Raw genomic sequence first — 13,907 nt, 5'->3', positions numbered from 1 at the left:
TTATGGCAACCTCGATATGGTGTGCGTACCCGGCGCCTGCCCCGCACCGCGTGAAGCGGGGCAGACGGGGCTCAATGCAGGTTGGGCCCCAGCCAGCGTTCGGCCTCTGCCAGGGTCATCCCTTTGCGCTGGGCGTAGTCTTCCACCTGATCGTGCTGGATCTGGGCCACGGCGAAATACTTGCTCTCGGGGTGGGAGAAGTACCAGCCGGATACCGCCGCCCCCGGCCACATGGCGTAGGACTCGGTGAGCTGCATGCCGATGGCCTGCTCCACGTCCAGCAGCTCCCAGATGCTCCCCTTCTCGGTGTGCTCCGGGCAGGCCGGGTAGCCCGGCGCCGGACGTATCCCCTGGTAATTTTCGCGAATCAGTTCCTCGTTGCTGAGCGCCTCGTCCGGGGCATAGCCCCAGTGCACCTTGCGCACCTGCTCGTGGAGGTATTCGGCAAAGGCCTCGGCGAGGCGATCGCACACCGCCTGAATGAGAATGGCGTTGTAGTCGTCGTGGTCCGCCTTGTAGGCCTTGGCGATGGCCTCCTCGCCGATGCCGCCGGTCACCGCGAAGGCGCCGATCCAGTCGGGCTTGCCGCTCTCTTTCGGCGCCACATAGTCTGCCAGACAGTAGTTGGGGAAGCCCTGCTTCTCGCTCTGCTGGCGCAGGTGGTGCAGCACCTTGCGCACCTGGGTGCGGGTCTCGTCGGTATAGACCTCGATGCTGTCCCCCACGGCGTTGGCGGGGAACAGGCCGACGATGCCGGCACAGCGCACGCTCTGATCCTTCTCCAGCTGGTCCAGCATGGCGTTGGCGTCGGCGTAGAGGCGCGTCGCCTCCTCCCCCACGACTTCATCCTCCAGAATGCGGGGGAACTTGCCCGCCAGCTCCCAGCTCAGGAAAAACGGCGTCCAGTCGATGTAGGGGCGCAGCACTGAAATGGGCACGTTTTCGAAGGTCTGCACGCCGGGCTCCCGGGGCGCGGGGGGCTCATAACCGACCCAGTCCAGCTGATGGCGGTTGGCCCGGGCATGGGCCAGGGAAACCGGCTTGGAGCGCGGCTGCTTGCGGGCATGCTGATCCCGGGCAATCTCGTACTCCTTGTCGATGCGGGCGACGAAGGCGGGCTTGAGCTCCGGGCTCAGCAGGCTCTGGGCCACCCCCACGGCGCGGGAGGCGTTGGAGACATAGACCACGGGCTCGGAGTAGTTCTGCTCTATCTTCACCGCGGTGTGGGCCTTGGAAGTGGTGGCTCCGCCGATGAGCAGCGGCAGCTTGAACCCCTGACGCTCCATCTCTTTGGCCACGTGCACCATCTCGTCCAGGGACGGAGTGATGAGGCCCGACAGGCCGATGATGTCGGCGTTCACTTCCCGGGCCGTCTTGAGGATGGTCTCGCAGGAGACCATGACCCCGAGATCCACGATCTCGAAGTTGTTGCACTGGAGCACCACCCCGACGATGTTCTTGCCGATGTCGTGCACGTCACCCTTGACGGTGGCCAGCACGATTTTGCCGTTGCTGGAACCGCCGGACTTCTCCGCCTCGATGTAGGGTTGCAGGTAGGCCACCGCCCGCTTCATCACCCGGGCCGACTTCACCACCTGGGGCAGGAACATCTTGCCGGCGCCGAACAGATCGCCCACCACATTCATGCCATCCATCAGCGGCCCCTCGATGACGTGCAGCGGCTTCTCGGCCTGGGCGCGCGCCTCCTCGGTGTCCTCCTCGATAAAGTCGGTGATCCCCTTGACCAGGGCGTGTTCGAGCCGCTTGCCCACCGGCCAGCTGCGCCACTCCTGATCCCGCGGATCCTCCGCCTGGGCACCCGCGCCGCGATACTTCTCGGCGATGGCCAGCAGCGCCTCGGTGGCGTTGTCGTTGAGGTTCAGCACCACCGCCTCGACCTTCTCTTTGAGCTCGGCCGGGATGTCTTCGTAGATGGCAAGCTGGCCCGCGTTGACGATCCCCATGTCCATGCCGTTCCTGATGGCGTGGTAGAGGAAGACAGCGTGGATGGCTTCGCGCACCGGCTCGTTGCCACGGAAGGAGAAGGAGACGTTGGAGACGCCGCCGGAGATCATGGCGTGGGGCAGGTGCGTTTTGATGTCCTTCACCGCTTCGATGAAGTCCACCGCGTAGTTGTTGTGCTCGTCGATGCCGGTCGCCACCGCGAAGATGTTGGGGTCGAAGATGATGTCTTCCGGCGGGAAGCCGACGCGGTCCACCAGAATGCGGTAGGCGCGCTGGCAGATCTCGAACTTGCGGGCCCGGGTATCGGCCTGGCCCACCTCGTCGAACGCCATGACGATGACGGCTGCGCCGTAGCGGCGCAGCAGTTTCGCCTGCTCGATGAATTTGTCCTCCCCCTCCTTCATGGAGATGGAGTTGACCACCGGCTTGCCCTGCACGCACTTGAGGCCCGCCTCCAGCACCTCCCACTTGGAGGAGTCGATCATCACCGGCACCCGGGCGATATCCGGTTCCCCGGCGATGAGGTTCAGGAAGCGCACCATGGCCGCCTCGGCGTCCAGCATCCCCTCATCCATGTTGATGTCGATGATCTGGGCGCCGTTTTCCACCTGCTGCTTGGCGACATCGAGGGCCTCGTCGTAGAGCCCCTCTTTTATCAAGCGCTTGAACTTGGCCGAGCCGGTGACGTTGGTCCGCTCACCCACGTTCACGAACATGGAGTCCGCCGTGATGATGAGAGGCTCCAGGCCCGACAACCGGCAGGCTACCGGCAGATCCGGCAGGGCGCGGGGCTTGATGCCCGCCACGGCGTCCGCCATGGCGCGGATGTGGGTCGGGGTGGTGCCGCAGCAGCCGCCCACCAGGTTGAGGAAGCCGCTTTGGGCCCACTCGCGGATATGCTCCGCCATCTCGACCGCGTCCAGATCGTACTCGCCAAACGCATTGGGCAGACCGGCATTGGGGTGGGCGCTGACATGGGTCTCGCTGATGCGGGACAGCTCCTCCACGTACTGGCGCAGCTCGTCCGGCCCCAGCGCACAGTTGAGGCCGAAGGAGACCGGTTTGACGTGGCGAAGGGAGTGGTAGAAGGCCTCGGTGGTCTGGCCCGAGAGGGTACGACCGGAGGCGTCCGTGATGGTGCCGGAGATCATCACCGGCAGGCTGTAACCCAGCTCCTCGAACACCAGGTCCACCGCGAAGGCGGCCGCCTTGGCGTTGAGGGTGTCGAAGATGGTCTCGATCAGGATGATGTCGGCACCGCCCTCGATGAGGGCGTGGGTCGATTCGGTGTAGGCGGCCACCAGCTCGTCATAGGTGACGTTGCGCTTGCCCGGGTCGTTCACGTCCGGCGAGATGGAGGCGGTACGGTTGGTGGGGCCCAGAACCCCTGCCACAAAGCGCGGTTTCGTCGGGTCCTTGGCGGTCCACTCGTCCGCCACGGCGCGGGCCAGGCGGGCTGCCTCCCGGTTTATCTCGGCCGAGAGCGCTTCCATCTCGTAGTCCGCCATGGCGATGCGGGTGGCGTTGAAGGTGTTGGTCTCGAGGATGTCGGCCCCGGCGGCACAATACTGGTCGTGGATCTCGCGAATGACGGCGGGACGGCTCAACACCAGCAGGTCGTTGTTGCCCTTGATGTCGGTATGCCAGTCGGCAAACCGCTCCCCCCGATAGTCCGCCTCACCGAGTTTGTAACCCTGGATCATGGTGCCCATGGCCCCGTCGATGATCAGGATCCGCTCCTTGAGACAGGCTTCCAGCCTGGTTGTGACATCCGCTTTCTTGTTCGACTCTCTGCTCGACACCGCTCGTACCCCTTACATCCATGCAACTGCGTGATGTCCATCCTAGCAGCAATCAAATTAAATGGAAATCTAGCCGTCTATCTGTCCATGACAGCGATTAAATATAACCATAAATAGGTAATGAGCATGATCTAACCCGGGAGTACCCTATGCCCGTCCTCAAGAGGGATACGTGCTTGCTGTTTACCAAAGAGAAAAATAACTATGAGCGTCTACTACACACTCTGCTTCCTGGCAGCGTTGGCGATCTTCATCGCCTTTGCCAACCAGTATGTTGTGAAGATCCAGACCACCATCGCCATCACTGCGGGCTCCATGCTGATCTCCGCGCTGCTGGTGCTGTTTGGCAAACTGGGTTGGTTCAATCTGGAGCCTCTCGCCATCAAGACCATGGAGAGCATCGACTTCCAGAACTTCCTGTTGAAGGGGATCCTGGGCTTCCTGCTGTTCGCCGGCGGCCTTGGCATCAACCTCAAGGCGTTGCGTAGCCAGAAGTGGGAAATCACCATTCTGGCCATAGCCGCGACCCTGCTCTCCACCTTCCTCATCGGCTACGGCTTCTGGTTCATCGCCAAGCTGCTGGGCTGGGATGTGCCGCTGGTCTACTGCATGTTGTTCGGTGCCCTGATCTCCCCCACCGACCCCATCGCCGTACTGGCCATCGTCAAGAAGATGAAGGCGCCACCCCAGATCGCCATCCAGATCGAGGGGGAATCCCTGTTCAACGACGGTGTCGGTCTGGTCATCTTCGCCACCGTGTTTGCCGTGGCCTTTGGCGGCGTGGAGCCCACCTTCGGCAGCGTGGCCGGTCTGTTCCTGCATGAGGCTCTCGGCGGCATCCTGTTCGGGGCCGTGCTGGGTCTCATCGCCCACGTGATGATCAGCGCCACCGACGACGGCTCCCTGGAGCTGCTGCTGACCCTCTGCATCCCGACCGCGGGCTTCGCCTTCGCCAACATGATCGGCGTCTCCGGCGCCCTTGCCATGGTGGTGACCGGCATCATGATCGGCAACTGGACCCGTCATTCCGGCTTCTCCGAGCAGAGCCAGCACCACCTGGATCACTTCTGGGAGTTGATGGATCAGTTCCTCAACGCCCTGCTGTTCCTGCTGATCGGTCTGGCACTGGTGCTGCTGGACCTCGACTGGCGCGACTGGATCCTGCTGGTCATCGCGGTGCCGCTCTGCCTGGCTGCCCGCTTCATCAGCGTCTCCCTGCCCTATGTGACGTTCCGCAAGTTCCGCAGCTACAACACCTTCTCGGTGCGCATCCTCACCTGGGGCGGCCTGCGTGGCGGTCTGGCCATGGCCATGGCCCTGGCACTGCCATCCGGTGTCATGATGATCCCGGAGCACAACGTCGATCTGCGCCAGGTGATCCTGGTGATGACCTACTCGGTGGTGATGTTCTCCATCGTGGTACAGGGCATGACCATTACCCCCATGATCACCGCCGCCAAGAAGGCCTGCGGCGACGCCTGAGCCCGTCCCTGACCGGCAATGAAAAGGGCTCCCTCGGGAGCCCTTTTGTCACCCCCGTGGCAGTGAAAAACAGGGAATGACTGGGTGAACGCACAATTAGTGTTTGCTTTTTACACATTTCGAGGAGAGAATGCGCGCCGGCTAGTTAATCAGCCCTGATTATGTTCGCAATGCTTCACCTCACGATGAATCCTGCCAGTACCCGCATAACCTTCTTCTGATTTACTCGCCTTGAGAACCGTTCAGGCTGTCTGCCTGCGTTGCCCGGCTCTCACGGTGCAGACCCGATCTGCCCACTCCCAAGTAGCATCATGCATCCGCATGGTCCTTGGCGCCTTCCTTGAAAGTGCAGACGCCCCTGAACCGGGCTGGGTATTCCTGCGCGCTCGTCCGCCATCGTGCTGACCGCGCCCATTGACCTGACATTTGCCAATACAAGGAGCAAACACTTAATTTATATAGAGAAATACCATGATGAAACACGTACAGATCCGCAAACCCCTGCGTCGCAGCAAACCCATCAACCTGCCCGTGCAAGAGCACGACGACGATGCGTTCCTGATCCAGTTCAGCACCCGCTTCAGCGGCGGCTTCGCCATCTCCTGTGATGGTATCGCCGGCGAGTTCTCCATCGAAGAGCTCAACTGACTTTGCCTGCCCACTGGCAGCGCCCGATGCAGACAGGCCGCAACTCACGGCGGCCTCCTTGCCTGACGTCATAGTCTGCATGGCCCCGCTCCCAGAGCGGTGGCTAGACCCCGCAAGTCTCCTTGTCCGGCGCCTCCAGCAGCAGGCACTCCTCCTCACCGGCTCCCAGCCTGACCCGTTTGCCCTGACTCAGCCCCAGCTTGGCGAGTAGCCGGACCGAACGCTCATTGCCCGGAGTGACGATGGCGACCACCCGCTCGATCCCGAGCCGTTCGCGGCCATCTGCCATGGCCGCCCGCGCGGCTTCGATGGCATAGCCCTGGCCGCGCCAGGCGGGCAGGAAAGCATAGCCGATGTCTTCACAGGGCAGGGTATCGCGCTTGATGAGCCCGCAGATGCCGAGCCTGGCCCCGTCTTCCCGCCGCACCACCAGATAGAGTCCGTGACCGTGGCGGGCATAACTGACCGCAGGCCCCTGCTGGATGTAGTTTTCGGCATCCGCCAGGGTACGCACCCCGCGATCGCCGATGTAGCGGTGAAAATCGCCATCGTTGAGCAGTTCGAGAATGAAAGGGGCATCGACAACGGTCAGTTCGCGCAGTTCCAGGCGCTCGGAGAGGATCATGACATGGGCTCGTTCGGCAGAGAGAGTGTCCAAGACTGCTCCCGCCCCGCTTCCTTGGCAAGTCCCGGACGATATTTTCGCCCCGGGAGCCGCGTCCCCGCTATACTGCCCACCCCATGGAACAGGCAGGAGAACGGCCATGACCGATACCCCCGAATTTTTTGATGAAGAGACACTGCTGGAGATGGTGGAGAACCAGCTCGCCGACGGCCATCCCCTCCAGGTGAAAGCCACCCTGATGCGCCTGGTGATGAAGGGCACTCCGCGGGAAGAGGCGCTGCAATACATCGCCTGCGCCCTGGGCGCAGAACTCATGGCCATGGAAGCCGAACAGGGCCCCTTCAACCTCGTCCGTTACGGCGAGTTTCTCGACAGCCTGCCCGAGATGCCCTGGGCCGAATGACCCGTGCCGATTAGGCAAGCCCCGGCGCCAGCCATTATCATTACTGCCACCACCAATGACGGGAGTATGGGGATATGCGCTGGCAAGATCGCCGTGAGAGCAACAATGTGGAAGACCGGCGCCAGCAAGGCGGCGGCAACGGGGGCGGCGGCCTGCCCATCGGTGGCAAGGGGCGCCTGATCCTGCTGGTGGTGGTCATGGTGGCGGGGTACTACGGCGTGGACCTCGGCCCCCTGCTGCAGGATCCGGCCCCGCAGAGCCAACCCCAGCGTCAGAACTCGTCCCAGGCTGCCAACGATCCCCTCGCCCGCTTCACCTCGGTGATGCTCGCCTCCACGGAGGACGCCTGGGGCGAGATGTTCCAGCAAAGCGGCAACCACTATCAGGCCCCCAGACTGGTGCTCTATCGCGGCGCGACCCGCACCGGCTGCGGCCAGGGGCAGTCGGTGATGGGGCCCTTCTACTGTCCGGCCGACAGCACCGTCTACATCGATCTCTCCTTCTATCAGGACATGCGCGACAAGCTGGGGGCCGACGGCGACTTCGCCCAGGGCTATGTGATCGCCCACGAGGTGGGCCACCACGTGCAGAACCTGCTCGGTATCTCCACCAAGGTGCGCCAGCAGCAACAGGGGCTGAGCCAGGTCGCCCAGAACCGGTTGTCGGTCAAGCTCGAACTCCAGGCGGACTGCTTCGCCGGGGTCTGGGGCCACTACATGGAAAAAGAGCAGGTGCTGGAGCGCGGCGATCTGGAAGAGGCGCTCAACGCCGCCCAGGCCATCGGCGACGACAGGTTGCAGCAGCAAGGTCAGGGCCGGGTCGTTCCCGACAGCTTCACCCACGGCACCTCGGCCCAGCGCCTCACCTGGTTCAAACGCGGTTTTGACAGCGGCAAGCCCGCTACTTGCGACACCTTCGCCGCCCGCTAGACGCCCAAAAGAAGGGCCGGATCCTGACAGGATCCGGCCCTTTTTCCATTCATGGGAATCTCAGTACAGGGAGTTGACGCTCACCTCCTCCTCCCATGCGGCAGCGGCAAGTAGGTGGAGTTGGCCGAACGGCCGGTGACGAAGTAGATGTGATCGCCGCGCGGGAAGTGCATGGCGATGAGCGCCTTGCCCACCTCTTTCGGCACGCTGAACGCGTCCCAGCCGTTGCTCATCTTCTCCCAGAAGGCCGGATTCTTCAGGCAGCTCTCACCATTGGGGGAGAACGCCAGCTTGCCGCGGTAGCACCCCGGGCTGGAGAAGAACAGGGTGTCATCGATGTCAAAACCCATCGCCATCGGCGGCAGCCCATCCAGGCTCCTGGCAATCTGCATCACCGACACCTAGTGAAGGGGGGCCTGCTGGGCCAGACTCACCGCAATGACACCGGCGGGGCTGGTCGGGATTTCAACTGCCACGGCGGGCAGGGTCAGGCTGGCGGCAACCAGGGCAAAGCGGGGCGATAAGGACATTAGTCCCGATATAAGGTGTTCATGACGAACTCCCCAGGCCCAAGACCCATCCGCCAGCAGGCTCTTTCGGCACTTCTTGTCCCCCGCTCTCGCCCCGGTGGGCTATAACTGCTGTACGCCTTCTAATGGCATTCAAATCAATTGCACCATTTACCGGAGATGCCATGGACGTGCACACCGCAGCTGCCCATTCGAATACTGTCACTCCCGCTTCATCCCAGGCCAGACTGGAGGCCGTCGACCAGCTGATGGCCCGGCTCGAGATCGCGCCAGACGGATTGATTCTGGATGCCAACCCCCGCTTTCTCGCCATCATGGGATACCAGCTGGCCGAGCTCAAGGGTCAGCACTACAGCATGCTGTTCCCCGCGGAGGCAGCAGAATCCGCCGACGAGGCCGCCCGTTGGCAGGCGCTGCGAACGGGGCAGGCACAGGAGGGAGAGTTTCGCCGCCGGGATCGGCAGGGGCGGGACATATGGCTGCGAGGCAGTTGCAGCCCCCTGCTGGACGAACAGGGCGCGCTGGTTCAGGTCATCGAATACACCATGGACCTGACCGAACAGAAGCAGCTGAACGCCAACTTCGAGGGGCAGCTCAACGCCCTGAGCCGGGTCATGGGCAAGGTGGAGTTTTCACTGGATGGCATCATCCTCGATGCCAATGCCCGCTTCCTGGAGACAGTGGGCTATCAGCTGGAAGAGCTGAAGGGCCAGCACCACAGGCTGCTGGTCGATCCCGACTACGCCCAGTCGACCGACTATCGCACCTTCTGGGAAACCCTGCGCCGCGGTGAATTCCTGGCGGGAGAGTTCTGCCGAATCGGCAAACAGGGTGAAGAGATCTGGATCCAGGGCTCCTACAACCCGGTGCTGGATCTCACCGGCAAACCCAGCAAGATCGTCAAGTTTGCCACCGACATCACAGCCCAAGTAGAACAGCATCACCAGCTCAAGCGCGCCATGGAGGAGGCGGAAGAGGCCGCCAGGGTGCGCGAGGAGCTGCACAAGTCGCTGCAGGAGATGTCGACCCCGGTCACCCCCATCTGGGACGGGATCCTGCTGCTGCCGCTGGTGGGGATCATCGACTCCATGCGTACCGCCGACGTGATGAACAAATCGCTCACCAAGATTGCCGAGACCCGGGCCCGGGTCTTCGTGCTGGACATCGCCGGAGTCGCCACCGTGGATACCGGCGTCGCCAACCAGCTGATCAAGATCACCAAGGCGACCCAGTTCATGGGGTGCGAGGCCATCATCTCCGGCGTCTCGCCGGCCATCGCCCGCACCATGGTGGAGCTGGGGGTCTCTGTCGGCGACATCCGCACCACGGCGACCCTGCGGGATGCCTTCGAGATCGCCCTCAAGCGGGTCGGATCCACCCTCTAGGCCTCTAGGAGAGATGCATGCAGCTCAACAATGATCTGGGCATCGCCGACGTGGCCGACTGCATCGTGGTCAGCATGCGCCCCGACCTCGGTGACGAGGGCATGCAGCAACTGATGCAGGCCCTCTCCCAGCGGCTGATGCTGGGCCGCCAGCACGCGGTACTGCTCGACTTCTCCGGGGTCATGCTGCTCGATCACCACGAATTCAGGCAGGTACGCAAACTGGCCGAGGTGTGCCGCCTGCTCGGTGCCGTCTGCCTGCTGGTTGGGCTCAATGCAGGGATCGCCGCCTTCCTGGCGCTGGCCGATGCCGAGCCCGGGCCGCTGCGCTGCTTTCTCGACATGGACGATGCCTTCGCCCATGTTCGCAGGACGCTCAAGGATGAGGAGTAGCGCATCATGCAGTTGGAACAGTGCCTTCAAGAAGCCAGCTACCCGCTGCGCCACGACATCGACCTGCACCTGACGGTGATGGCGGTACGCCGCCTCCCCTTCATCGCCAACCTGTCCGAGGTGGACCGTGCCATGCTCTCCACCGTGGTCTCCGAGCTTGGCAGCAACATTCTGAAATACGCCGAGCGGGGGGAGATCACCCTCACCCTCCACCATCCCAGCGGGCGTCCCTGCATCGACATCGTCGCCCGCGATCAGGGCCCCGGCATTGGGGACGTGCATCAGGCCATGCAGGATCACTACAGCACCTCGGGCACCCTGGGGCTAGGCCTGCCCGGCGTGCGCCGCATGATGTCGGAACTCACCATCAGCACCCCGCCGGAAGGGGGAACTCTGGTGCAGGCCCGCAAGTGGCTGGGCGCGGCCCCTCTGGTATCCAGGCCAATCCCCCCCCTCGCCTGTGCCGGCCAGCTGCACGCCGGCCTGCAACTGGCATGGGCCAGCGAGAACCGCCCCTGCTATCCGGAACGGGTCTCCGGTGATCTGGCCTTCATCCGGCCGGGGCCGGAGGGGGTATCGCTGATCCTGATCGACGTGAGCGGCCACGGCGCCTCGGCCAACAAGCTGGTACAGGTGCTGGAGGCGGCACTGCAGCAAACTCACGAGCAGGAACCGGCCCGCCTGTTGCAACTGCTGCACCAGCACTGCATCGGTACCCGGGGTGCCGCCGCCGGCGTGGCCCTGGTCAACGGCGAACGGGGTGAGCTGAGCTATGCCGGCATCGGCAATACCCGCATCTGCCTGCGCGGTCATGATCCCTGGCGCGGCATCTCCCGCGATGGGGTGCTGGGAGAGCGCTTCCCCACCCCCTTGCTGCAGCGCCAGCCACTCGTCGCGGGGGACGTGGTGATGCTCTATTCGGACGGTATCAGCGAATCCCTCAACCTGCGCGACGGTACACTGGATCTGGCCGCCGAGCCCGCCCAGCTGGCACGCCAGGTGATCGCCCACAGTGGCCGCAGCACCGACGATGCCAGCTGCATCGTGCTGCGCGTGCTGGCAGGAAAGGAGGACTAGATGCGGCAACTGATAGGCGAAACCCTGCTGTCAGGCCCGGCGGCGGCACTCACCGCCCGGCGCAAGGTGATCCAGGTACTCACCTGCCTCGACGGAACTCCCACCTTCGTGGCACCGCTGGCGGGCGCCACCTCCGAGCTGGTACGCCAGCTGGTGGCGAACACGGAGCCGCTGCAACTGCAGTTGTGGCTGGAGCCTAGCACACAGGAGTTGTGGCTCTCGCTCTCGGCTGACGCCCCCATCCCCCCCGAGCAGGACGGCCGCCAATCATGTGGCATCCGATTGGTCGCGCACGCGGACAACGCCATCGCCCTGGTCTACCGCCTGCCCCGCGGGCCCGATGAACTGCTGCTGCAACAGATGCAGCAGCAGTTCGCAGAACCGACCCGGGACGAGCTGTTTGCGGTGATGCAGGCCAAGAACCAGGAGCTGGAAGTGGCCTATGAGCTGGCGGAGGGCGCAACCCGGGCCAAGAGCGATTTTCTCGCCAACATGAGCCACGAGATCCGCACCCCCATGAACGCCATCCTCGGCATGTCCCATCTCGCCCTGCAGACCCGGCTCGATCCGCAGCAGTTCGACTATGTCAGCAAGATCCAGCGTTCGGCCCAGCATCTGCTCGGCATCATCAACGACATCCTCGACTTCTCCAAGATCGAGGCCGGCAAGCTGGATCTGGAGCGGATCGAATTCGATCTCGACCATGTACTGGAGAATCTGGCCACCCTGGTGGGCGAAAAGGCGGAAGCCAAGGGCATAGAGTTGCTGTTCGAGGTCGATCACCAGCTCGACACCCTGCTCTATGGCGATCCCCTTCGCCTCGGCCAGATCCTGATCAACTACGCCAACAACGCGGTCAAGTTCACCGAGCAGGGGGAGATCCTGGTCAAGGTCAGCTGCCTGGAGAAACAACCCCAGGAGGTGTTGCTGCACGGCTCGGTACAGGACACCGGGATCGGCATGAGCCAGGAGCAGCAGCAGCGGCTGTTCCAGTCCTTCCAGCAGGCGGACAGCTCCACCACCCGCAAGTACGGCGGCACCGGCCTCGGCCTCGCCATCTCCCGCAAACTGGCCGAGCTGATGGGTGGCGAGGTGGGGGTACAGAGCGAACCAGGCCAGGGCAGCACCTTCTGGTTTACCGCCCGACTCGGTAGGGGCAGGCGCAGATCCCGCTATCTGCCGAGCCTGGATCTGCGCGGGCGCCGCATGCTGGTGGCCGACGACAGTGCCAGCGCCCGCACCATCATGGCCGCCCTGCTGCGCAGCATGAGCTTTGTGGTGGACACCGCCGAGTCGGGCCAGCAGGCACTACAGATGATCGCCGGCGCCGAGCAGGAGGGACAGCCTTACGAAGTGGTATTGCTGGACTGGCACATGCCGGGGCTGGATGGCATCGAGACCGGTCGCCGCCTCATCGCCCGCGGCATGGGCCCGCGTCCCTATCGGGTCATGGTGACCGGCTACGGACGGGAAGAGGTCTTTCGCCAGGCCGATGCCGCCGGCTTTGATCGAGTGCTGGTCAAGCCCGTATGCGCCTCCGTGCTGTTCGATACCGTCATCGGCCTGTTTGGCCAGCAAACCAGTTCACTCACCTTCAAACCACCGCAGGTGACCCATCGCTACCGCTTCGACGGACTCAGGATCCTGCTGGCGGAAGACAACGAGCTCAATCAGCAAGTCGCGCTGGAGCTGCTGCGGGCGGTCGGTGCCGATGTCAGCATCGCCGGCAATGGTGCCATCGCGCTGGAGATGGTGGCCCAGACCCACTACGACCTGATCCTGATGGACATGCAGATGCCGGTGATGGATGGCCTGGCCGCCACCCGGCTGTTGCGCGAGCGGGAAGGCATCGGGCAACACACCCCGATCCTGGCGATGACGGCCAACGTCATGGCCGGTGACCGCGAACGCTGCCTCGCTGCCGGGATGGACGATCACATTGCCAAGCCCATCGACCCCGACAGGCTGTATGCGGCCCTGCAGCGCTGGGCAACCTCCTTCAGCCGCGAGGTCAACAGCACGCTCACTGCCTCACACGCATCACCCGCCACCGCCTTGCTGCCACAGCTGCAGGCGATCGGGCTCAACGCCGAGCCAGCCCTGCAACGATTGATGCATAACTGGGAGTGGTATCGGGATCTGCTGCAACGTTTCGCCCGCCAGGGGAGTCAGCCGATGGAAACCCTGCTGGCCGCCCTGCAGGCGAATGACCGGGAAGAAGCGCATCGACAGGCCCATACCCTCAAGGGCATAGCCGCAACGCTGGGGGCCGGGTCGCTGCAGGATGTCTCGGCCCGGCTGGAGAGCGCCCTCGCCCGGGGAGACGATGCCACCAGCCTGCTGCCGCTGGCCGAGCTGGGGCTGCAACAGCAGCAGCAACTGGCCGCCAGCCTGCTGACACTGCTGCCGGCCCCTGCCACCCCCGGCTTGCCGGAGGCTACCCCCGCCGAGCTGGCCCCCCTGCTGCACCAGCTGACCGGGCTGCTGCTGGAAGACGATGCGGAAGCCTTCATCCTGTTCCAGCGCAATCAGGCCAGGCTCGCTCCCCTGCTGGGCGAGGCAGCACCGGCCATGCACGATGCCATGACCCGTTTTCGCTTCGCCGATGCCCTGGCATATCTGCAACAAGTCCGGGCCCTCAGACCCGATCTGTTCAACCAAGAGTGAGG

General features: G+C 63.8%; 12 protein-coding genes. 8 read left to right on the top strand and 4 right to left on the bottom strand.

Going from position 1 to position 13,907, the window contains the following annotated elements; translation table 11 throughout:
- Positions 1-71: 71 nt before the first annotated feature.
- Positions 72-3,767, bottom strand: a complete 3,696-nt coding sequence (metH, locus tag AB5Y80_RS06630) for a methionine synthase (protein WP_368172696.1) — start codon at positions 3,765-3,767, stop codon at positions 72-74.
- A 204-nt stretch (positions 3,768-3,971) separates the two neighbouring features.
- Between metH and AB5Y80_RS06625 the strand changes: the two genes are divergently transcribed.
- Together AB5Y80_RS06625 and AB5Y80_RS06620 are read left to right on the top strand one after the other, a co-directional pair.
- Positions 3,972-5,249 (top strand): sodium:proton antiporter, encoded by a 1,278-nt coding sequence (locus tag AB5Y80_RS06625; RefSeq protein WP_041214319.1) that lies wholly within the window; start codon positions 3,972-3,974, stop codon positions 5,247-5,249.
- Between the two features lie 471 nt (positions 5,250-5,720).
- Positions 5,721-5,897 carry a hypothetical protein gene (locus tag AB5Y80_RS06620; protein WP_010672653.1) on the top strand — a complete coding sequence of 59 codons (177 nt, stop codon included), beginning with the start codon at positions 5,721-5,723 and terminating at the stop codon, positions 5,895-5,897.
- A 103-nt stretch (positions 5,898-6,000) separates the two neighbouring features.
- On the opposite strand, the gene AB5Y80_RS06615 is transcribed toward AB5Y80_RS06620, so the two are convergent.
- Positions 6,001-6,522: a GNAT family N-acetyltransferase gene (locus tag AB5Y80_RS06615; RefSeq protein ID WP_049637292.1), complete on the bottom strand. Its 522-nt coding sequence runs from the start codon at positions 6,520-6,522 to the stop codon at positions 6,001-6,003.
- A gap of 139 nt (positions 6,523-6,661) precedes the next feature.
- Here AB5Y80_RS06615 and AB5Y80_RS06610 point away from each other — a divergent pair, with 139 nt between their 5' ends.
- Together AB5Y80_RS06610 and AB5Y80_RS06605 are read left to right on the top strand one after the other, a co-directional pair.
- Positions 6,662-6,925 carry a hypothetical protein gene (locus AB5Y80_RS06610; protein WP_039040440.1) on the top strand — a complete coding sequence of 88 codons (264 nt, stop codon included), beginning with the start codon at positions 6,662-6,664 and terminating at the stop codon, positions 6,923-6,925.
- A 74-nt stretch (positions 6,926-6,999) separates the two neighbouring features.
- Positions 7,000-7,854, top strand: a complete 855-nt coding sequence (locus AB5Y80_RS06605) for a neutral zinc metallopeptidase (RefSeq protein WP_368172695.1) — start codon at positions 7,000-7,002, stop codon at positions 7,852-7,854.
- An 80-nt stretch (positions 7,855-7,934) separates the two neighbouring features.
- Here AB5Y80_RS06605 and AB5Y80_RS06600 read toward each other — a convergent pair whose 3' ends face one another.
- Positions 7,935-8,246, bottom strand: a complete 312-nt coding sequence (locus AB5Y80_RS06600) for an HAD family acid phosphatase (protein WP_368172694.1) — start codon at positions 8,244-8,246, stop codon at positions 7,935-7,937.
- Between the two features lie 9 nt (positions 8,247-8,255).
- Entirely contained in the window at positions 8,256-8,384 is a 129-nt protein-coding gene (locus AB5Y80_RS06595) for a hypothetical protein (RefSeq protein ID WP_368172693.1), read from the bottom strand.
- A gap of 164 nt (positions 8,385-8,548) precedes the next feature.
- Here AB5Y80_RS06595 and AB5Y80_RS06590 point away from each other — a divergent pair, with 164 nt between their 5' ends.
- Genes AB5Y80_RS06590 through AB5Y80_RS06575 form a run of 4 tightly spaced genes read left to right on the top strand, consistent with a single transcriptional unit; the run spans position 8,549 to position 13,905 of the window.
- The gene (locus AB5Y80_RS06590) at positions 8,549-9,769 is read left to right on the top strand and encodes a PAS domain S-box protein (protein WP_139736957.1); all 1,221 of its coding nucleotides are present in this window, start codon (positions 8,549-8,551) and stop codon (positions 9,767-9,769) included.
- A gap of 17 nt (positions 9,770-9,786) precedes the next feature.
- Positions 9,787-10,161 (top strand): anti-anti-sigma factor, encoded by a 375-nt coding sequence (locus AB5Y80_RS06585; RefSeq protein WP_368172692.1) that lies wholly within the window; start codon positions 9,787-9,789, stop codon positions 10,159-10,161.
- A gap of 6 nt (positions 10,162-10,167) precedes the next feature.
- On the top strand, positions 10,168-11,238 hold the full coding sequence (locus AB5Y80_RS06580) for an ATP-binding SpoIIE family protein phosphatase (protein ID WP_226043658.1): 1,071 nt from the start codon (positions 10,168-10,170) through the stop codon (positions 11,236-11,238).
- Positions 11,239-13,905, top strand: a complete 2,667-nt coding sequence (locus AB5Y80_RS06575; protein ID WP_368172691.1) for a response regulator — start codon at positions 11,239-11,241, stop codon at positions 13,903-13,905.
- Positions 13,906-13,907: the final 2 nt, after the last annotated feature.

The sequence above is a fragment of the Aeromonas sp. R2-1 genome, from assembly GCF_040908425.1.
GTDB lineage: Bacteria > Pseudomonadota > Gammaproteobacteria > Enterobacterales > Aeromonadaceae > Aeromonas > Aeromonas caviae.
The sequence above is the reverse complement of the archived record's forward strand: the minus strand, read 5'-3'. Positions and strand labels throughout refer to the sequence as shown.